General features: G+C 51.6%; 19 protein-coding genes. 7 read left to right on the forward strand and 12 right to left on the reverse strand.

Annotation, left to right across the window (positions count from 1 at the left end):
• Positions 1-47 precede the first annotated feature (47 nt).
• The 11 genes from der to ndk form a co-directional block, all read right to left on the reverse strand.
• Positions 48-1,481 carry a ribosome biogenesis GTPase Der gene (gene der / locus ACSSVF_RS10375; protein ID WP_492403366.1) on the reverse strand — a complete coding sequence of 478 codons (1,434 nt, stop codon included), beginning with the start codon at positions 1,479-1,481 and terminating at the stop codon, positions 48-50.
• A complete protein-coding gene (gene bamB, locus ACSSVF_RS10380) occupies positions 1,481-2,668 on the reverse strand; it encodes an outer membrane protein assembly factor BamB (protein WP_492403367.1) in 1,188 nt (395 codons plus the stop codon). The genes der and bamB overlap by 1 nt, the downstream gene beginning before the upstream one ends.
• A gap of 37 nt (positions 2,669-2,705) precedes the next feature.
• Positions 2,706-3,344: a YfgM family protein gene (locus ACSSVF_RS10385; RefSeq protein ID WP_492403369.1), complete on the reverse strand. Its 639-nt coding sequence runs from the start codon at positions 3,342-3,344 to the stop codon at positions 2,706-2,708.
• Positions 3,345-3,376: 32 nt separating this feature from the next.
• On the reverse strand, positions 3,377-4,186 hold the full coding sequence (locus tag ACSSVF_RS10390) for an ATP-binding cassette domain-containing protein (protein ID WP_492403371.1): 810 nt from the start codon (positions 4,184-4,186) through the stop codon (positions 3,377-3,379).
• 10 nt (positions 4,187-4,196) lie between these two features.
• Positions 4,197-5,021 carry an ATP-binding cassette domain-containing protein gene (locus tag ACSSVF_RS10395; RefSeq protein ID WP_492403373.1) on the reverse strand — a complete coding sequence of 275 codons (825 nt, stop codon included), beginning with the start codon at positions 5,019-5,021 and terminating at the stop codon, positions 4,197-4,199.
• A gap of 105 nt (positions 5,022-5,126) precedes the next feature.
• Positions 5,127-6,386, reverse strand: coding sequence for a histidine--tRNA ligase (hisS, locus tag ACSSVF_RS10400; protein WP_492403375.1), 1,260 nt, complete (start codon positions 6,384-6,386; stop codon positions 5,127-5,129).
• Between the two features lie 22 nt (positions 6,387-6,408).
• Positions 6,409-7,695: a flavodoxin-dependent (E)-4-hydroxy-3-methylbut-2-enyl-diphosphate synthase gene (ispG, locus tag ACSSVF_RS10405; RefSeq protein WP_492403377.1), complete on the reverse strand. Its 1,287-nt coding sequence runs from the start codon at positions 7,693-7,695 to the stop codon at positions 6,409-6,411.
• Between the two features lie 2 nt (positions 7,696-7,697).
• A complete protein-coding gene (locus ACSSVF_RS10410) occupies positions 7,698-8,906 on the reverse strand; it encodes a helix-turn-helix domain-containing protein (RefSeq protein ID WP_492403378.1) in 1,209 nt (402 codons plus the stop codon).
• Entirely contained in the window at positions 8,907-9,701 is a 795-nt protein-coding gene (pilW, locus tag ACSSVF_RS10415) for a type IV pilus biogenesis/stability protein PilW (RefSeq protein WP_492403380.1), read from the reverse strand.
• Positions 9,702-9,704: 3 nt separating this feature from the next.
• Positions 9,705-10,838, reverse strand: a complete 1,134-nt coding sequence (gene rlmN, locus ACSSVF_RS10420; protein ID WP_492406344.1) for a dual-specificity RNA methyltransferase RlmN — start codon at positions 10,836-10,838, stop codon at positions 9,705-9,707.
• Complete coding sequence (gene ndk / locus ACSSVF_RS10425; RefSeq protein WP_442586615.1) at positions 10,831-11,235, reverse strand: nucleoside-diphosphate kinase; 405 nt, start codon at positions 11,233-11,235, stop codon at positions 10,831-10,833. The genes rlmN and ndk overlap by 8 nt, the downstream gene beginning before the upstream one ends.
• Before the next feature lie 271 nt (positions 11,236-11,506).
• Here ndk and ACSSVF_RS10430 point away from each other — a divergent pair, with 271 nt between their 5' ends.
• The 6 genes from ACSSVF_RS10430 (at position 11,507) to ACSSVF_RS10455 (ending at position 19,419) form a co-directional block, all read left to right on the forward strand.
• A complete protein-coding gene (locus tag ACSSVF_RS10430) occupies positions 11,507-12,721 on the forward strand; it encodes a formylmethanofuran dehydrogenase (RefSeq protein WP_492403382.1) in 1,215 nt (404 codons plus the stop codon).
• Complete coding sequence (locus tag ACSSVF_RS10435; RefSeq protein ID WP_492403383.1) at positions 12,718-14,385, forward strand: formylmethanofuran dehydrogenase subunit A; 1,668 nt, start codon at positions 12,718-12,720, stop codon at positions 14,383-14,385. The genes ACSSVF_RS10430 and ACSSVF_RS10435 overlap by 4 nt, the downstream gene beginning before the upstream one ends.
• On the forward strand, positions 14,385-15,308 hold the full coding sequence (gene fhcD, locus ACSSVF_RS10440) for a formylmethanofuran--tetrahydromethanopterin N-formyltransferase (protein WP_492406345.1): 924 nt from the start codon (positions 14,385-14,387) through the stop codon (positions 15,306-15,308). Before ACSSVF_RS10435 ends, fhcD begins: the two co-directional genes overlap by 1 nt.
• Positions 15,305-15,973 (forward strand): formylmethanofuran dehydrogenase subunit C, encoded by a 669-nt coding sequence (locus ACSSVF_RS10445; RefSeq protein WP_492403385.1) that lies wholly within the window; start codon positions 15,305-15,307, stop codon positions 15,971-15,973. The genes fhcD and ACSSVF_RS10445 overlap by 4 nt, the downstream gene beginning before the upstream one ends.
• Positions 15,974-16,100: 127 nt before the next feature.
• Positions 16,101-17,021 (forward strand): oxygen-dependent tRNA uridine(34) hydroxylase TrhO, encoded by a 921-nt coding sequence (trhO, locus tag ACSSVF_RS10450; RefSeq protein WP_492403387.1) that lies wholly within the window; start codon positions 16,101-16,103, stop codon positions 17,019-17,021.
• Between the two features lie 214 nt (positions 17,022-17,235).
• The gene (locus ACSSVF_RS10455) at positions 17,236-19,419 is read left to right on the forward strand and encodes a putative bifunctional diguanylate cyclase/phosphodiesterase (RefSeq protein ID WP_492403389.1); all 2,184 of its coding nucleotides are present in this window, start codon (positions 17,236-17,238) and stop codon (positions 19,417-19,419) included.
• Between the two features lie 25 nt (positions 19,420-19,444).
• Here the strand turns inward: ACSSVF_RS10455 and ACSSVF_RS10460 are convergent, their stop codons facing one another.
• Complete coding sequence (locus ACSSVF_RS10460; RefSeq protein WP_492403391.1) at positions 19,445-20,428, reverse strand: integron integrase; 984 nt, start codon at positions 20,426-20,428, stop codon at positions 19,445-19,447.
• Positions 20,429-20,625: 197 nt separating this feature from the next.
• Here ACSSVF_RS10460 and ACSSVF_RS10465 point away from each other — a divergent pair, with 197 nt between their 5' ends.
• Entirely contained in the window at positions 20,626-21,105 is a 480-nt protein-coding gene (locus tag ACSSVF_RS10465; RefSeq protein WP_492403393.1) for a VOC family protein, read from the forward strand.
• Positions 21,106-21,117: the final 12 nt, after the last annotated feature.

Consider the following 21,117-nt stretch of genomic DNA (forward strand, 5'->3'; position numbering starts at 1 on the left):
AGTTTTTACCTGGGCACGCCCAGGTAAAAACTTGATTGAATAAAACATTATTTTTTAGTTTTATTCTTTTCGTTACGTTGTTTCAATTTAGCGCGCAACTCGTTCTTACGTCGACGCATGGTGACCAGGCCTTCACCTGGTTTACGCTCGTCTTCTTTATCAAACGGGTTATCCCCCTTGTGATATTGCACACGTAAGGGCGTACCCACCAGTTGGAAGGCTTTGCGGAAAATGCCTTCGAGGTAGCGTGTATAGCTATCTTTGATGCCATCGATATGGTTGCCGTGTACCACCACGATAGGCGGGTTGCTGCCGCCCTGGTGAGCGTAGCGCAATTTCGGGCGTATGCCACGCGTGATTGGCGGCTGGTGCTGTGTGGTCGCTTCACCGAGTACGCGAGTCAGCTGCGGCGTTGCCAGTTTGGCCATGGCTGCCTTGAACGCGACATCGACTGAACCCAGTAACTCATTCAGGCCTTTTTTACGCAAGGCAGAAATATAGTGGAATTTGGCAAAGTCCAGGAATTGCAGTTTACGGTCGATTTCGCGTTTGATCCATTCACGCTCGTCATCTTGCAGGCCATCCCATTTATTGATGGCAACTACCAGCGCACGGCCTGAGTCCAGGATGTAGGCCGCGACGTGCGCATCCTGCTCGGTAATGCCTTCCTTGGCATCGACCACCAGGATGGCGACGTTGGCATCTTCAATCGCCTGCATGGTTTTCACGACGGAGAATTTCTCTACTGCTTCAAACACTTTGCCGCGTTTGCGTACGCCAGCAGTATCAATAATGATGTAATTTTTGCCGTCTTTTTCGAGTTCAATTTCAATTGAATCGCGCGTGGTGCCTGGCTCGTCGAATGCAATCACGCGGTCTTCACCCAGCAGGGCATTGACCAGGGTGGATTTGCCGACGTTAGGGCGGCCGACGATGGCGATTCTAGGCGTATCCGGGTTGATTGGTGCAGACTCTTCTTCGATCTTATCGGCAATGGTTTCAAGCGCGATCTCGATCAGGTCACGTACGCCTTCGCCATGCGCTGACGAAATCGATAGAGGTTCACCAATACCAAGTTCGTGAAAATCTGCGCTGACCACGGCTTTGCGCATGCCTTCGGTTTTATTGACGGCCAGCAGCACAGGGCGTTGTGCTACACGCAAAGTCTGCGCAATGGTAAATTCCTGAGGGGTGAGGCCGGCACGTGCATCGACCAGGAAAATGATGACATCGGCTTCATCAATGGCAAGCAGGGTCTGCTTGGCCATTTCTTTTAAAATGCCGCTATCAGCGGTCGGCTCAAAGCCGCCGGTATCAATCACCAGATACGGCTGGCTGGCGCCCATGCCGCGACCATAGTGGCGATCGCGTGTCAGGCCCGGCAGGTCTGCAACCAGCGCATCCCGCGACCTTGTCAGGCGGTTAAATAAGGTGGATTTGCCGACGTTTGGTCGGCCAACTAGAACAATGGTAGGTAACATTACTTGTATGTGACGGCATAAATGTGCCCATCACGTGATTGAGCTAGAAACTGGTTATTAGTCCCTGCAACCAGTGACATGATTGGTTTGGAGCCAAGCTGAATGCGGCCTACGAAGCTGCCATCATCCTGACTGAGGAGGTGTATATATCCTTCGAGATCACCAACGGCGACGACACTGCTCAGTGCTAATGGCACAGTCAGGTTACGGTAGCCCAGGTTACCCTGGCGCCAGAAGGTTTTGCCATTGGTATTGTCCAGCGAGTAGACAGAACCTATGGTGTGACTTAAGTAAATTTTGCTGTTATCAACGGTCAGGCCTACATAGCTGGAAATGTCACGACTCCAGGCAACCTGGCCACGCTGGCGGTCAACGCCTGCGACTTTGCCTTGATAGGCGACTACGTAGACGAAGGCGCCATCGACAAACGGCAGGCTGGTGATGTCTGCGATCCGCTCGATCTCGGTCACACCTTTAGGCTGGGCGACGGTGGCTTCCCACAGCAACTTGCCGTTGTCTGCGCGAATGGCCACCAGTTTACCACCTGGAAAGCCTGCATAAACGGCACCGCCATCCACGACAATGCCGGCCTGATTTTTGAGAGAGAGAGAAGGGGTGGCGCGCTCATACACCCATTTACGGCGGCCATCAGCGGCATCAATACCGTAAATGTGATGGTCGCTGGTACGTACGATCACCGTGCCGTCAAAATAACGCGGCTGCCCTTGAATTTCGCTGCTAAGGATGGCGCTCCATAATTTTTTGCCATTCACATTCAGTGCATATAAATGACCTTTACTGGTGCCTGCCAATACCAGTCCGCCACCTAAACCCACACTGCTGCTGATAGGCTCATTCAGTTCGGTCTGCCATAAGGTTTTGCCGTTATCAGCGGATAACTGCGTGACAGTACCTTCAGCATTGACCGCATAAATCAGGTTGTCAGCCAACACGGGCGCATATGTAAAGCGGCCCGGTTCACCTACATCGGCAGACCATGCGATACGCGTCTCGTAAGAGCTTTTGATATCTTCAAGTTCGACTGGCGGGTTAGCCGGTTCAGCGCCAAAAATGCTTTCGCTCAGGTTGGTTTTGACATCGTTAAACGCGGTGCAGGCGGAGAGGCTGCTGCCAAGTAACAAAATGGCAGCCAGTGTCAGGCTGTTCAGCAAATAAGTTTTTTTCATGCGCAAAATAGGTGAGCTCGGCAAGCGTTGCATGTTGTTAACCCAATGCATCCAGTTTTTGCTGGGTCAGGTAAAACAGTTTTCCTTCTGGGTCCAGGCCTTTAAGCGCCTGAATATAAGCTTGTTTTGCTTCTTTTTCCTGTTTTTTCGCGATATAGATATCACCCAGCATGCTGTTTTTCAGGCCATCAAACCCGCTGTCATTAATCGCTTCCAGTGTTTTCTTGGCATCATCTAATGCGTTGCGCTCGATTTGCAGGCCGGCAATCTCAATGGCTGCCATTTGCTTGATCGCTGGCTCTTTGGCTTCGGCTACTGCCCAATGCAGCTGTTTCTCTGCCGCTTCGCCTTGTTTTGCCTGATGCAGTGCACGCGCGGCAAACAGGGCAGACCTGCCAGCATAAGGCGTCATGCTGAAATCTTTTTGGATGGCTTCGGCATCTTTGCTAATTTGCTCGGCCTTTTTAGTATCTACATCTTGCAATGAATTGCTGACCAGCGTTTGATAAGCAGTAGAAGCAGCTGTCGCTTTGCTGTCCATCCACGATTGGTAACCTTGCCATGCGGCATAGGCAACGATAGCGGCCAGTACAAGGCGGATTGCCATCTTGCCGTTTTTGTTCCACCAGACTCTGAATTCGTCCAGCTGTTCCTGTTCTTCCAAATCGTACGCCATGATATTTTCCTGCTTATTTTTTGTATGAGTGGTTATGCGATTGCTGCGCGCAAGCCATGCCCGGGAATTGCGCTAAGTAATTGTTGTGTATAATTTTGCTGGGGTGCATTATAAATGTTTTCTACGCTTCCTTGCTCAATTACTTTGCCTTTTTGCATCACAAGTACTTCGTCGGCAATATGTCTGACCACCCTTAAATCGTGAGTGATAAACAGGTAGCTGAGCCCCATTTCCTGCTGCAACTGCTTTAATAGCAATAGAATTTGCGCTTGCACAGACACATCCAGCGCCGATACCGGCTCATCACACACCACCAGTTTCGGTTCTAAAATCAGGGCGCGTGCGATGCCTATACGCTGACGCTGGCCACCGGAAAACTGGTGCGGGTATTTTTGCGCATCTTCTGCGTGCAAGCCGACTTTTTTCAGCATCTGGCTGACGCGGTCTTTTTGCTGGCTGGCATTGCCGATGCGGTGTATGACCAGTCCTTCGCCAATGATGTCGCCAACACGCATTCTCGGGTTCAGCGAAGCAAATGGGTCCTGGAAAATCATCTGGATATCGCGACGCGCACTGCGCAAAGCAGACTTATCCAATGCCAGGAAATTGACGCCATCAAATTCAACTTCACCGCTATCCAGCGGTAATAAACGTAAAATGCCGCGCGCCAGGGTCGATTTTCCACTGCCGGATTCGCCGACGATCGCTAAAGTCGTGCCACGTTTGAGTTGCAGGCTGACATCATCCAGTGCACGGATAGTGTGGTTGCCCAAGCCTAGCGCGCCGGTGCGCTGGAGATAGGTTTTTGTCAGGTGATGGGCTTGCAGGATCAGGTCAGACATGTGCGCTCCATCAGGCCGGTGTTAACCAGTCATAGGTCATAGGCTGCAGTATTTTTTGGCCTTCGGCATCCGGCACGCAAGCTAACAGCGCTTTGGTGTAAGGATGCTGTGGCTGGGTCAGCACCTGGCTGACGCTGCCTACTTCGACGATCTCGCCCCGGAACATGACCACTACTTCATCGGCGATATCTGCAACCACGCCAAAATCATGCGTGATAAACAGCATGGCCATCTGCATGCGGTCTTTCAGTTCTTTCAGCAAGCGTAAAACCTGTGCTTGCACGGTCACATCCAGGGCTGTAGTGGGTTCGTCAGCAATCAGCAGCACCGGTTCACAGGCAATACTCATGGCGATCATCACACGCTGGCGTTGGCCACCTGAGAGTTCGTCCGGATAGCTGTTGGCGCGGTTGGGATCAATGCCGACCTGCTCTAATAATGCAGCCACTTTCTGTTTTAGCGCAGCCCCTTTAAGGCCCAGATGTGTTTGCAGTGGCTCGCCGATCTGAAAACCGACGGTCAGTACCGGATTCAGCGAGGTCATCGGTTCCTGGAAAATCATGCCTATTTGACGGCCGCGCAGGCGCTGCATGGCTTTTTCATCCAGTGGTGCGATGTCCTGGCCTTGAAACAGAACCTGGCCTTGCATGTGCAGTTGTGACGAGAGTAATTTCATCACGCTCAGTGCGGTCAGGCTTTTACCACTGCCGGATTCTCCGACGATGCAGGTCGTTTTACCGCGTGACAATGACAGTGATACGTTACGCACCAGTTTGCGTTCAGGCGCGTGCGCCGGAAAAATGCTTAACTGGTCTATGCGTAAAATTTCACTCATTTGATCGTGTGTATTCCGGTGACAATCCGTGGAGATGCCAGCCATTTCAAGGCTACCGAAGTTGTGAAAAAAAGCGTTTTATGCAACTTCTAGCCTCCTGTGGAATTATCCTGCTTGCACAATGCTGAGTACTTGCGCCAATGGCACGCGGGCTTGTTCGCCCTGGCCCAGCATAGGTTTCAGGCTGATTTCATCGGCTGCGGCCTCATCATCACCAAAAATAGCCGCGTAGCGGGCACCGCTACGGTCAGCCTTCTTCATTTGCGATTTAAAGCTGCCGCCACCTGCATGCAGAACCACGCTTAACCCCATATTACGCAGGGTTTCCGCCACGGTAAAGGCTTTTTGTTCTGCCAGTTCGCCTACGTTCACCAGGTAGATATCCGGCTGGTTTTGTGCGTTGATGCCGTATTCCTGCATCAACAGGAATACACGTTCCAGGCCAATGCCAAAGCCGCAGGCCGGGGTAGGGTTGCCGCCAAGACGCTCAACCAGTGTGTCATAGCGGCCGCCACCCGCGATGGTGCCCTGGGCACCCAGTTTGGTGGTGACCCATTCAAATACGGTGCGGTTGTAGTAATCCAGGCCGCGTACCAGGCGGTGATTAATCGTATAGGCAATGCCAGATTGCGTGAGCAGGGCACACAGCTGTGCAAAGTGTTGTTTAGAAACTTCACCCAGGCAATCCATCAGCTTGGGCGCGGCCTCGCACATGGCTTGCATGCGCGGGTTTTTGCTATCCAGGATGCGCAATGGATTGTTGTGCAAACGGCGTTTGGCATCCTCATCCAGCAAGTCAGCATGTTGCTCAAAATAGCCAATCAACGTTTCGCGGTATTGCGCACGTTCATCAGCATCACCAATGCTGTTAATCTGTAATTCTACGTCCTGAATGCCCAGGGCTTGCCACAAACGTGCCAGTAGCACGATTTGTTCAGCGTCTACATCCGGGCCATCAAAACCAAACGCTTCTACGCCGACCTGGTGAAACTGGCGCTGACGGCCTTTCTGCACGTTCTCGTGGCGAAACATGGGCCCCATATACCACAGGCGTTGCGGGCCGTTATAAGTCAGGTTGTGCTCAACCACCGCACGCACGCAGCCAGCCGTGCCTTCAGGGCGTAATGTGAGTTTGTCGCCATTGAGGGCGTCTTCCCAGGCGTACATTTCTTTTTCGACGATGTCTGTGTGTTCGCCCACGCTACGCACAAATAATTCGGTGGGTTCCACAATAGGCATACGGATATGATTGTAGCCATACTGGCTCAGGATCTTGCGCGCAGTGTCTTCCAGCTTCAACCAGAGCGGGGTGGCTTCCGGCAAAATGTCGTAGAAACCTTTGATGGATTGGAATTTTTGGGTCATTGCTAACAGCCGTTTGCTTGAATTATTGTGGAATGGCGACGATAGGAATTACGCTGGGTTTGAGGATGCGCAATTTTCCTCCTTCGGCATAATGGGTGCGTACATATTCATCCACAATCAGCTGGAAATCTTGCGCGATATGATCACCTTTCAGTGTCACGGTTTTTTCACCATCGACAAACACCGGTGCGACCGGGGTTTCGCCGGTACCTGGCAAACTGATGCCGATATTGGCCAGTTTGGATTCGCCGGGGCCATTGACCACACAGCCCATAACGGCGACATTCAGTGTCTCAACGCCAGGATATTGGCCGCGCCAGATCGGCATCTGATGACGTAACCAGCTCTGGATCTGCATCGCCAACTCCTGGAAATAAGTGCTGGTTGTGCGGCCACAACCTGGGCAGGCGGTGACTAACGGTGTAAATGAGCGTATGCCCATGGTCTGCAGGATTTCCTGCGCGACGATGACTTCTTTGGTGCGGGATTCGTTGGGTTCTGGCGTCAGTGAGACGCGTATGGTGTCGCCTATGCCAGACTGCAATAAAATCGCCAGCGCAGCCGTGGAGGCGACGATGCCTTTGGAACCCATGCCAGCTTCGGTCAGCCCCAGATGTAATGGATAATCGCAGCGTTGGCCGAGATCACTGTAGACTTGGATCAGGTCTTGGACATTGCTGACTTTGCAGGAAATAATGATCTGGTCGGGGCTCAGGCCCAGGTCTATGGCTTGCTGTGCACTTTCCAGCGCGGATTGAATCAGGGCTTCGCGCATCAATGCATCGGAAGATAAGGGCTCTGCCAGCTTGCCGTTGTCATCCATCATCTGCGCCATTTTTGCCTGGTCCAGGCTACCCCAGTTCACCCCGATACGCACTGCTTTTTTGTAGTGGATGGCGGCTTCAATCATGGCGCCAAATTGCTCGTCGCGCTTGCTGCCTTTGCCCACATTGCCGGGATTGATACGGTATTTGGCCAGTGCCTCTGCGCAATCTGGATAAGCTTGCAGTAATTTATGGCCATTAAAGTGAAAATCACCCACCAAAGGCACGCTACAACCTAGTGCATCAAGGCCTTTGCGGATAGTCGCAACTTGCGCGGCCGCTTCGGCGGAGTTCACCGTGATACGTACCACTTCAGAACCGGCCTGCCATAATTCATATACCTGGCGTATGGTTGCCTCGGCATCTGCGGTGTCGGTGTTGGTCATACTTTGCACGACCACTGGTGAAGTAGTCGTGCCATAGAGTCCGCCGCCAACTGCGACGTGGCCTATCATGACCTGGCGGGTGTTTCGACGTTGAATCATGTTTATTTTAACTGGATGCGCGCCACACGGCCACGCGTGGCCTGGGTCAGGTCATAGGGTTGATTATCAATCGTCAGTTGCGTGCCCTGGGCATGCCCTACAATGACATTGACCGGTTTTTCTGCCACTACATTGTGTTCTGAGCCGGCAGTCAGCACTTCACTGAGTATTTTCTTGCCTTGCATATCTTCTATACGCACCCAGGAATCATCCGTGACTTTAAACACCAGAATCGCTTTTTGTGCATCCGCAGATTTCAGGGTGGTGCTTTCCACCACATTGTTGACAGCCGGTGTCGGGGTGCTGACGATGGTGCTGTCCGGGATCGCTGACGAAACGCTTGTGGGCTCAGTGGCTGGGGCAGGGAGTACTTCAGGCGCAATGCCAGCCGCTGGTTCAGTCGCCGCTGATAATGGCATCGTGCCGCCATTATCAGGCATGGATGCAGCATCTGCCGCCACAGGGGGAGAGGCTAGGGAGTCAGTTGCCGGTGCTGGATTGATCTCCTGGCCGGTCGTTTCGCTGATCTCATCGACATCCAGCGCCAGTGAGGCATTTTTGAGCGCTTGCGGTTTGATATGGTTGACGTAAAAATACGCCAGAATTGCAGCCAGGATGAGGAAAATAAAAAATGTCAGTATGCGTTGCGGACGGATCACGCGTGCTGGTTTATCAATAATGGATCGGCTGGCGTTTGATCGCACGCTCAGCGGCAAGGGTGCCGTACTCGGCACCATGCGCTGATAGGCTTCCAGTACTGGTGTGACATCAATATTCAGCAACCTGGCGTAGTTGCGGATGAAACCGCGCACTATGCTGGGTTGCGGCAATTTATCAAAATCATCCTGTTCAATCGCCTGGATCTGTTTCACGCCCAGGCGCAACTGGCTGCAAACTTCATGAATACTCAGCCCCAGCGATTCACGCGCTGCTTTTAATACGTTGCCGCAGCCTGAGCCAGGAATGACTGGCACAATAGTCTCTTCAATCGGAGGTAAATCTTTATCTGGTAAAGAAGATTGCATGCTGATAGGGTCGCCTGTTAGTTCCGGGGTGGAGATATCAATGGGTTGTGCTTCAACGCCGGTAATCTCTACCTTATCAGACACGTTTTCTGTATCGATTTTACGTTTGCGCCCACGCTTAGGCTTATTTTCAGCCTCTGTCGGTAGCGGGTTGACGTTGATGTTGTCTTCTGACGTCACTTGCATTTACTCCATTTTCAACAATTGTTTGGTTTCGTTGGAATTTGGAAACAGTTTATGCAACTGCACACTGTAATGATGCGCCTCATCCGGCATTTGTAATGTACGGTAAATGCGGACAGCCAAAAACAAAGATTCAGGCGTGGGGGCGACACTGACGCTGGTTTGCAGCGTGTTCAATGCTGCACTCGCGTCCCCGCGCGAAAATTGCAAATTGGCTAGCTGGTAAGCACTGGCATGTGCCAGTGGATCCACCTGTAATGCCTTGGCGAAATAGGTTTCGGCCTGCGGTTTTTGTTTGCTGCGCAAGGCACACACGCCGGCATTGTAATAAGCAAACTGCGGAGTCTTGTAGAGCGGGTTTTTAACTGCCAGCATGAATTCTTTTTGCGAGTCTTCATAGCGGCCCTGGTCACATAAGAAACGCCCATAGTTGTTATGGGATTCCGAGTTCACCGGCTGCAATTGAATCGCACGCTGAAAAGCTGTTTCTGCACGTGATTTATCACCCAATGCCGCATACACTAGACCGAGACCATTGTATGCAAGCGCATAACTAGGGCTGCGTTCGGTAGCGGTGTTGAATTCTTCAAGCGCGACATCGTAACGTTTGAGCCTGAAATATTCTGCGCCCAGTTCGGTATGCACGCGGGCCGACTCCACATCGCCGCTTTCACGGCCTATGGGTTGCTGGTCATAAGGCAGGTTGTTTGTGCTTTCGGACGGGTTTTGCGCACAACCGGCCAGCCACAGGCTAGCCAGGGAGATCACTAGGAGTTGCGCAAAAAAGTTTTTTTTCATGACTTATTGGCCACTTTGAATCGCACCTGATTGAATGGCAATGGTTCTTTCTGTTCGGCGGGTTTTGTCCAGTACCTTGCCCGCCAGCTGGCCACAAGCGGCATCAATATCCTCACCACGGGTTTTCCTGACGGTCACTACATAGCCAGCTTGCATTAACATATCACGAAAAGCGCGCACCTGCATGGGCTTGGAAGTGCCGTAACCACTGTTAGGGAAAGGGTTGAACGGGATCAGGTTGAATTTGCAAGGGACATCACGCACCACATCCAGCAATTGTCTGGCATGCTCAATGCTGTCATTCACGCCATCCAGCATCACATATTCAAAAGTCACAAAGTCACGCGGCGCCTTGACCAGGTAGCGTTCACAGGCTGCCATCAGGTCTTTGATCGGGTATTTTTTGTTGATAGGGACGATTTCATCACGCAGGGCGTCATTTGGCGCATGCAACGACACCGCGAGCGCGACCGGGCAATCCTCTTTCAGCCTGTCCATCGCTGGCACCATGCCGCTGGTAGACAACGTCACCCGGCGGCGGCTTAAGCCATAGGCGCTGTCATCCAGCATGATCTGCATGGCGGTGACGACATTGTCGTAATTAGCCAGCGGTTCGCCCATGCCCATCATGACCACGTTGGAAATGATACGGTCACTGGCGGACAGCAGATTATAACCATCGGCCTGGCGCAATGAGTGGTTAGCGACCCATAACTGGCCGATGATTTCAGACACACTCAGGTTGCGGTTAAAACCCTGGCGACCCGTGCTGCAAAACGTGCACTCGAGTGCGCAGCCAACCTGGCTGGAAATACATAAAGTGCCACGGTCATCTTCGGGGATAAATACGGTTTCTACGCTATTGGCAGTACCGTCTTTGAGGTTGTTGGTGCCAATCAGCCATTTACGTGTGCCATCGTCGGACACTTGTTCCAACTGCACATCGGGTAATTTGAATTCGGCTTCCTGGCGTAATTTTTCACGCAGGACTTTAGCGATATCTGTCATCTGGTCGAGGTCTAACACCCCGAAGTGATGCATCCAGCGCATCAGTTGCTTGGCGCGGAAAGGCTTCTCGCCGATACTGGTAAAGTAATCGGCGAGTTGCGGCTGGTTAAGATTGAGTAAATTAACCAAAGAAGTATTTAATTTCGATTGCTGCATTTTCCAATGAGTCTGAACCGTGAACAGCGTTCGCATCAATGCTTTCTGCAAAGTCAGCACGGATAGTACCTGGCGCTGCATCTTTAGGGTTAGTTGCACCCATCAGGTCACGGTGTTTCAATACTGCGTTTTCACCTTCAAGCGCCTGGATAATCACAGGGCCAGAGATCATGAATTTGACCAGGTCGTTGAAGAAAGGGCGCTCTTTGTGCACAGCGTAAAAGCCTTCGGCTTCAGCTTGTGTCAGTTGCGTGAATTTAGCAGCCACGATTTTCAAACCGGCGTTTTCAAAACGGGTGTAGATTTGACCAATCACGTTTTTTGCAACAGCGTCTGGTTTGATAATGCTAAGTGTGCGCTCTAAAGCCATGAAAACTCCAATGTGTAGTTAATTAACAAGAAAAATCAAACGACTATTCTACTATTTTTAACGTGATAGATAAACCTTGATTGCGGATTGTTTGTGTATTCATTGGTGATGTCTTGCTTGCTTATCGCCAGTAGGTTTACTTTTAACAGCTTAAATAACGCGCATTCCCGGCTTTATTTTTTCTATCCATACACTATAGATGTTTGTATGATGTGATGGTTTTCAACGATGGCGTTGGTTTTTTCAACGTAAACGAGAGATATTTCCACTCATGATAAATACAGAACAGAGTATGCATGCCTGCCCAGCCTGTGGCTTGCTATGTGACGATATTTCGGGGGATGCGATTGCCAAACAGCAGTTTTCGTGCGGCAAAGCAGCAAAATTTTACGCGCGCAAGACCGCTAACACGCAGCCACAGATCAATGGCAAGCCCGTCTCGCTGGCTGAAGCTGTGAGTGCCGCCGCAGGATTGTTGCAGCAAGCCAAAGCACCGTTGGTTGCGGGTAGCAGCACAGACGTACATGGCGCACGTGCCCTGGTGCACCTGGTAAATCAAAACGGTGCTGCCATGACGCACCTGAATGCCGCCAGCACGCTACGCAATATGAAAGTATTGCAGCACCGCGGCTGGCAAACCACCACGCTCACCGAGGTGCGCAACCGTGCCGATGTGATCTTGATGATAGGCACCGATGTGGTCAGCCACAATGCACGTTTTTTTGAACGTGTGGTGTGGGTGGATGAAGCCATGTTCACCGAACCTGCGGCCCGCCAGATTATTTACCTGGGTGGCGACAAACTGAAAACACAGGCAGGCACTGCACCGGATGGCCGTGCGCCACAAGTGATTGCCTGTCCTTCCGAGCAATTGCCGCAAGTGGTGTCTGCCTTGCGTGCACTGGTCATGAATAAGCCGGTTGCCGGGGAAGCCGTGGCTGGCGTTGCAATCAGCACCTTGCAGGCGCTGGCAGAAACCTTGAAGGCAGCCAAATACGCTACGCTGGTCTGGATATCCAAAGACCTGCATTACGACCATGCTGAATTGACCATAGAGAATATTACCGAAACCGTGGTTGCGCTCAACCAGAAGTCACGTGCCATGGGCCTGTCACTGGGCGGTAGCGATGGTGATACCAGCGTCAATTACGCGCACACATGGCTCAATGGCGTGATTATCGATGCACCAAACTGGCAGGACCATGACGCCGTGGTGTGGGTGAATAGCTATAGCCCAGAGGCCATGCCGCCTGCTGAAGTGTCCCCCGTCATCGTATTGGGTGCGCCCGATAGCGTTTTCACAACAGCGCCTGCTGTATTTATCCCGGTAGCGACTCCAGGGCTGGATACCGGTGGCCAGCAGTTCCGCGTGGATGGTTCGGTGACATTGCCGCTGACAGCGGCAAAACCTTCTGATGTACCTACCTTGTCGCATGTTGTGGCATTGATAGAAAAAGCCATCGAAAACAAGGGAGAACCGGCATGATTACTTTACTCAAAAATGCCAGGGTGATTGATCCCACCCGTGATCAGGATGGCGTATTACAGGACATCTACATCCGTGACGGACGCATTATCGCCAAACCGGACGAGACTGAAAAAATCGACCGGGCGCATGAGCTGAACGGCAAGATCGTGATGGCCGGTGCGATTGATATGCACAGCCATATTGGCGGCGGCAAAGTGAATATCGCACGTATGCTGTTGCCCGAGTATCAGGATATGCGCCGCTTGCAGGAGCCGGAAGCACACATTTGCGGCGCGAATTGCAGCCATCATGCGACGCCCAATACCACTGATACCGGCATGCGCTATATTGAAATGGGCTACACCGCCGCGTTTGAACCGGCGATTCTGGCAGTCAATGCGCGTCAGGCGCATATGGAAATGGGTGATACACCCATGATCGATAAAGGTGGTTACGCCATGCTGGGTAACGATGATTACTTATTGCGTTTGCTCAGCCAGAATGCCGACCAGAAAACCATTAATGACTATGTCGCATGGACATTGCACGCCACACAAACCATAGGCATCAAAGTAGTGAACCCGGGCGGTATTTCGGCCTTTAAGTTCAACGAACGCCGCCAGGACCTGGACCAGCAACATAGCCATTACCACATCACGCCACGCCGTATTTTGCAGGCGCTAAGCCGTGCGGTGAATGACCTCGGCATCGCCAAACCTTTGCATGTGCACTGTAACAACCTGGGCGTGGCTGGCAACTTCCAGACCACACTGGACACCATGGGTGCCAGCGATGGCGTGCCCATGCATTTGACGCATATCCAGTTTCATAGCTATGGCACCGAAGGCGACAAGAAATTCTCTTCTGCGGCTGCCAATATTGCCGAAGCCATCAATAAAAACAAACATATCACGGCCGATGTTGGCCAGATCCTGTTCGGGCAAACCGTGACCGCCTCTGGCGACAACATGATGCAGCATTTAAATGCCAAAGTCGCCAACCCGAAAAAATCGGTGATCATGGATATTGAATGCGATGCCGGTTGTGGTGTGGTGCCATTCAAATACCGCGATGAAAACTATGTCAACGCCCTGCAGTGGGCGATAGGCCTGGAGATTTTCTTAAGTGTAGAAGACCCATGGCGCGTTTTCCTGACTACAGACCACCCGAACGGTGCACCGTTTACCAGCTATCCGCACTTGATCCGTTTGCTGATGGACAGATCTTTCCGCAACGAGGCGTTTGACAAGCTGAACCTGGACGCGCAAGCCATGAGTAACCTAAAGGCACTGGATAGGGAATATACCCTGTATGAAATCGCCGTCATGACCCGCGCTGCACCCGCCAAACTGATAGGCCTGCAAGATCGTGGCCATTTAGGCATAGGAGCTGCGGCAGATATCACGGTGTATACAGAACAACCCGACAAAGAAGCCATGTTTGCCAAGCCAGACCTGGTATTCAAGGATGGTGAACTGGTCGTGAAAGAAGGCAAAGTCATCAAAGTGGTGTGGGGCGCGACCCATACTGCCAAGCCTGCATTTGATTTAGGCGTGGAAAAAGACATCAAGCAATATTTTGATCGCTACCACACCATGCAGATGCAACACTTTAAAATCAGTAATGACCATATTGCGGAAGATGGCCGCAATCATGTCATTAATCATCTGCAGGGGGCATGATGATTGTTAACGGCGTAGAAATAGACGACACCTTTGCGGAAGCATTCAATATGCGCGCCACGCGCGTGCTGATCACGGCACAAAACTTGCGCTGGGCTTATAACGCAGCCAATGCCATGACCGGTTTTGCCACCAGCGTGATTGGCTGCGGAGTAGAGGCTGGCATAGAGCGCGAATTGACCGCGGATGAAACGCCTGATGGCCGCCCCGGCGTCAGCGTGCTGCTGTTTGCCATGGGTAGCAAAGTGCTGATGCAACAACTGGAAACCCGCATGGGGCAATGTATCCTGACCTGCCCGACTGCCGCAGCGTTTGCTGGCATCGAGTCTGAAGACATGATCAGCCTCGGTAAACATTTGCGCTTTTTTGGCGATGGCAACCAGATTTCCAAGCAGATACCCAATGCAGAGGGCAAGCTCAAGCGTTACTGGCGGATTCCAGTCATGGATGGCGAGTTTCTCACTGAAGAAACCACCGGCATGGTGCGCGCTATTGGCGGCGGTAATTTCCTGGTTTTGGGCACCAGCCAGGCACAAGTTCTGACGGCATGTGAAGCGGCGATTGATGCCATGCGCAAGTTCCCGAATGTGATCATGCCGTTCCCTGGTGGCGTGGTACGATCCGGCTCCAAGGTCGGTAGTAAATACCCAAAAATGTTTGCCAGCACCAATGATGCGTTCTGCCCGACGCTGAAAGGTGCAGTCAAAAGTGAGCTGGACCCGCGTGTGGAAAGCGTGATGGAAATCGTAGTGAACGGCCTGGCATTTGAAGATATAGCATTATCCATGAAGGCTGGTATTGAGGCCGCATGCGGACTTGGTAAAGAGAATGGCATTCTGCGTATTTCTGCCGGTAACTACGGCGGAAAACTGGGGCCACATCACTTCAAACTGCGCCCGATTTTAAGTGGGGAGGTCGCATGAGTATCATCACATTAACAGCCAAGCCAGTGACACGCAGCATTGATTGCCGCAACTTGTCACCCCAATCCTTGCAAGCAAAAACAGTGGCCGAGATTGCTGCTATCAAATTGGCAAAAAACCTTACAGCGGGCGAAGTATTTGAGATCAGCATAGATGCCAGTGACGAAGCGCTGCAAGTGATCTTTAAAAAGACCACTTCTAACCATGCTTATATTGGTTTTGGCATGACGTTGGGCCAAGTAATCGTAGCGCAGGATGCCGGTGATTTTTTAGGTGCTCAAATGCAGCAAGGCGTGCTGATTTGCAAAGGCAATGTCGGCGCGCGTGCAGGTGACCGCATGCGACGTGGCATGTTGCTGATTGAAGGCAATGCCGGTGACTATTGTGCTTCTGACATGATGGCGGGTACGCTAGGTGTGCTTGGCACAACGGGCGCTTACCTGGGCTACGGTATGAAACGTGGTACCTTACTGCTGGCAAAAGCGCCAGCGGCACAAGCGACCTGGATTGATTGCGGTCCGCACAAATTGCCGTTCCTGAATATCCTGTATAAATCGTTTAAATTACTCGATAGCAAATTTGGGGAAATTTCCAGCCTGCGCGTGCAACGCTGGATGGGGGATATGGGCGGCTTGGGCAAGGCGGAGATTTTAGTGATTCTATAATCTTTTGATTTGGATCAATATTTATCAAACGGGCTATATGCCCGTTTGTTTTTTTGCATATTTGTCTTTTTCATTCAGCGGCTTAGGGTGGTAAAATGCCACTCTTTGAAACAAAGCTATTTCGCAAATGAGTCAATACCTCACCGCCGCGCTGTATAAATTTGTCACGCTGGATAATTACCAAGACCTGCAGCAGCCTATCCTGGAACAATGCCTGATGCTGGGTATTAAAGGCACTTTATTGCTCGCGAATGAAGGCATTAATGGCACGATTGCCGGAAAACCGGAAGATATCCGCGCCATTCTGGCCTATCTGCGCAGTGACCCTCGCCTGGCAGCACTGGAACATAAAGAGTCCTGGGCAGACAGCCACCCGTTTTACCGGATGAAGGTCAAACTGAAAAAAGAAATCGTCACCATGGGTGTACAAGGCGTGGACCCGAATGATGTGGTGGGGACTTACGTGAAGCCGGAAGACTGGAACGCGATCATCTCTGACCCGGATGTGATTTTGCTGGATACGCGTAATGATTATGAAGTGCATATCGGCACTTTCAAAGGCGCGGTGGACCCAAAAACCACCACTTTCCGTGAGTTTCCTAAATACGTGGCGGACAACCTGGATAACACCAGGCACAAGAAAGTGGCCATGTTTTGCACTGGTGGCATTCGCTGTGAAAAGGCCTCTTCATTTATGAAGCAGCAGGGGTTCGAAGAGGTCTACCACTTGCAGGGCGGGATTCTCAAGTATCTGGAAACCGTGCCTAAGGAAGAAAGCCTGTGGGAAGGCGATTGCTTTGTATTTGACCAGCGCGTGGCGGTCAAACATGGGCTGGAGGTCGGCGACCATCATCAATGCTATGCCTGCCGCATGCCATTGACTCAGGAAGAAATGCAGAGCGAGCAATATGAGGCCGGTATTTCGTGTCCATATTGTTACGATAAGCTCTCCGCTGAAAAAAGGGATTCCCTGCGCGAGCGGCAAAAACAGGTAAAACTGGCCAAGTCACGCGGACAGACCCATATCGGTGACGGCAAGCAGAAATAATCTCCGTTCACTCACGACTCAGGATCTTCCTGATCCTGAGTCTGGTTATCTGGCTCGACATAGCCAGCCTTATAGCCAGCCTTTGCTCGCCCGAGGTCATATTCTTGAAATAAAATTAGTGTAAATCTATGTGATTATGTCTATACTTTTATCAATGTGTAGGCCATATACACATACGCTCAGATAGACAGACACTAGTTTTAAGGAGAAAGCAGTGAAGTGCCCTGCAATATTGGCCAATGAACAGGAGCGGCTAGCCGCTTTATATGAGCATGGGTTTGACGATGAAGGGCTGGTGCCGAGTTTAGATCCGATTGTGCAAATTGCCGCGCGTATGTTTGATATGCCGGTGGCTGCGGTCAATATGATAGGCAGTGACCATGTGTTTTTTGCTGCGGCTGTCGGTGTGGGAGAAACGGATATGCGGCGGGATGTCTCTTTTTGCGCGCATGCCATTAACCAGGTGCAGATCATGGTGGTGCCCGATACCACGCTGGATGAGCGCTTTCACGATAATCCGCTGGTCACCGGTGAGGCCAATGTGCGCTTTTACGCCGGTGTTCCTCTCCGCTCGCCAGGCGGGCTGTCACTTGGCGCTTTGTGCGTCATCGATAACAAGCCGCATTTGGATTTCTCTGAAGAAGATCAACGTCGCTTGCGCGAGCTGGCGCATATCGTGTCTGACCGGCTTGAGCTGCGCCGCATTGAAACTTCCAGCAACCGCCATAGACCGACCTTCGAGAAATATGCCGGTAATTCAACCACGCCAGTGGTCTGGTTTGATGAACAGCTGCAAATCATTGCCTGGAACGCTGCAGCAGCGCTTTCACACGGTTATACACTGTCAGAGGGCGTAAATCAGTCAGTCGAGATGCTGGTGCCGGAACGGGATCGGCCTATCCTGCATGAAACCATCGCCAAAGCTGTTGCGGCGGATACGCTGGGCCATCTGGATACCTTTTCTGAAATATCCGGCTTGCGCAAAGATGGCACCCGGTTCCTGCTCGGATTTTCCCTGTTTGCCTGGAAAGAGTCCGGCAAAATGCGGTTTGAGGCCATCCTCAAAGACATTACCGAACAACGTATGGAAGAAGCCGAGCTGCGGCTGCGGGCCAATGTGGATTTGCTGACAGGCCTGGCGAACCGTGCCCGTTTTTATCGCGTGGTAGAAGATACCTTACTCGTACCTAAGCCTGCTGCCGTGTTTATGATAGACCTGGATGGCTTCAAGGATGTGAACGACACCCTGGGGCATACACTGGGCGACGCAGTACTCAAACAAGTGGCGGTGCAATTGGCACAGCTGGTCAATGTGCCAGGGCTGGCCGCCCGCATTGGTGGTGATGAGTTTGCGATTGTGGTGCCTGGTATCGTTGACCCTGAAGCCGCGATGCAACTGGCTGAAAAAATCATCCAGCAGATCGCCATGCCTATCTTGATTGACGGGCATGAAGTGCGTGTCGCCGCCAGTTGTGGTGTCGCTTTGGCACCGTTACACGCGCAGGAAGCGCTGGAGCTGGTCAGCGATGCCGACCTCGCCTTGTTCAAGGCGAAAATGTCCGGGCGCGGCAGGGTGTTCCAGTTTACGCCCGCCTTGCGTATGGAGGCAGTGGCACGCCGGCTGTACGCCATGGAGTTGCACCGGGCGGTAGATCAGGGTGAGTTCCTCTTGTATTACCAGCCACAGGTGAATTTGAATACCGGCGCGGTGATAGGCGCAGAGGCTTTGTTACGCTGGCATCATCCCAAACGCGGCGTGTTGACGCCTATCTCATTCTTGCCTGCCCTGGAAGGTGGGCCATTAGCTGCGATTGTCGGTTCCTGGATCCTGGATGAGGCTTGTGCGCAAGCCGCTTACTGGCGTCGTAATGGCGCCAGCGAGTTCCGCATCGGCGTCAACCTGTTTGAAGCGCAATTCCACGTCGGTAATGTCGTGCAGGAGGTGATGGATGTACTTGCCCGGCATGGCCTGCCGCCTGAGGCGCTGGAGCTGGAAATCACTGAAAATATTGCGCTGGATAATGACGAAGTCGTGTTGAACGCGCTGCGGAAACTGAAGCTTTATGGCGTAGGCATCGCCTTTGACGATTTTGGTACCGGCTATGCCTCGCTCAGTTTGCTCAAAACCTATCCACTCACACGCATCAAGATAGATCGCTCGTTTGTGCATGGCATGCTGGAGCACAAACAAGACGATTCAGTCGTGTGCGCCACACTGGATATCGCCCACGGTTTTGACCTGCATACGATTGCAGAAGGTATAGAAACCAAGCGTCAATACCACTATTTAAAAGAGAAAAAATGTGAAGAGGGGCAGGGTAGCCTGTTCGGCAAACCTATGCCTGCCACGCAGTTCGCCGGTTTAATAGGAATCAAGAATGTACCATCAGCGGCCTAGTGGTTACAGGTAATTAAGACTGCTGTTAAATCACATCCAGTGGGCTGGCGACACCGCGCCCGCCCGTGTTGACCACTTGCGTATAAATCATGGTGGTGCTCACATCGGCATGCCCCAGTAAGGCCTGCACCGTCTGCACATCCTGTCCGCCTTGCAGCAAATGGGTCGCAAAGCTGTGACGCAGTGTATTCGGCGTTACTTCCTTGTTGATATCTGCCTGCTTGGCTACTTTTTTCACCGCACGTTGCACGGTTTTTTCATCTGCATGGTGGCGATACACCACACCGGTTTGCTGATCCACCGAGAGTTTGCTGGAGGGAAATGCATATTGCCAGGTGAACGCTTTGCCCGCCTCAGGATATTTTTTTGCCAGGCCCAGTGGCATTCTTGCCTCGCCAAACCCCTTGGCTAAATCTTCCTCATGCAACTGCTCTACCTCCTGAAAGTGTGCCTTTAGCGGTTGGATCAAACTGGCTGGCAATAAAGTGATGCGGTTTTTATAACCATTGGTATCGCGCACCAATATCTCCAGCCTGTCAAAATCAACATCGGCGATCCGCAAACGCAAGCATTCCATCACACGCAACCCGCTGCCATACAACAGACTCACCATTAGCCACATCGTGCCATCCAGCCGCGTAAGAATGGCCTGCACCTCATGCTTGGTCAATACAACTGGCAAACGCTTATCTGCTTTCAGCTTGATCAAGTTTTCCATAGCAGGTAATTCGTGTTGCAAAACCTCTTTGTATAAAAACAGCAACGCACTTTTAGCCTGGCTTTGCGTGCTGGCCGAAACCTTTTTATCTATCGCTAAATGATTTAAGTAGGCTTCGATTTCTTCTGATCCCATATCGCGCGGATGACGCTTACCATGGAATGTAATGAAGCGTTTGATCCACTGGATATATGATTCTTCAGTGCGCTTGCTATATTCAAGCGAGGCCAGGCGCTCAATAATACTGGGGAACAGTTTTGGTTGCGGTGATTGTGAAGGTGCACTATCCATAAATAAACCTCCTTAACAGGTGCACTAAATTTAAATTAAATACTGAAAAATATCAATAATTATTAATTATTACTATTGTAGGAGAGTAATTTGATAAATATAAAAACCAGTTGCTTAGAACTTGTCCTCCGGAATATCTGTCAAGATTAAATTCCTAATCAACTATTCAAAAGCTAAGGGTTTTTGAAGGAGAAAAAATGGTTGCTAAAAACACGATTTGCCTCTGGTTTGATGGCACAGCGCATGAAGCGGCCAAATTCTATGCCGCCACCTTTTCTAATAGCAGCGTGGGTGCAGTGGCTTACGCGCCCGGCGATTATCCCTCAGGCAAACAGGGTGATGAGTTGACGGTGGCGTTTACTGTGATGGGTATTCCTTGCCTGGGCCTGAATGGTGGCCCCACTTTTAAACACAATGAGGCATTCTCTTTCCAGGTGGCAACGGATGACCAGGCCGAAACGGATCGCTTATGGAACGCGATTGTTGAAAATGGTGGGGAAGAAAGTGCTTGTGGCTGGTGTAAGGATAAATGGGGGATTTCATGGCAGATCACGCCACGCGCATTAACGGCAGCCATCACTGATGCCGACCCAGCAGCAGCCCAACGCGCTTTCGCAGCGATGATGCAGATGCAAAAGATAGATATTGCAGCGATCGAGGCAGCCCGGCGCGGCTGATTCATGATGGAA

Source organism: Methylophilus sp. E2MeOHC9, from assembly GCF_058744375.1.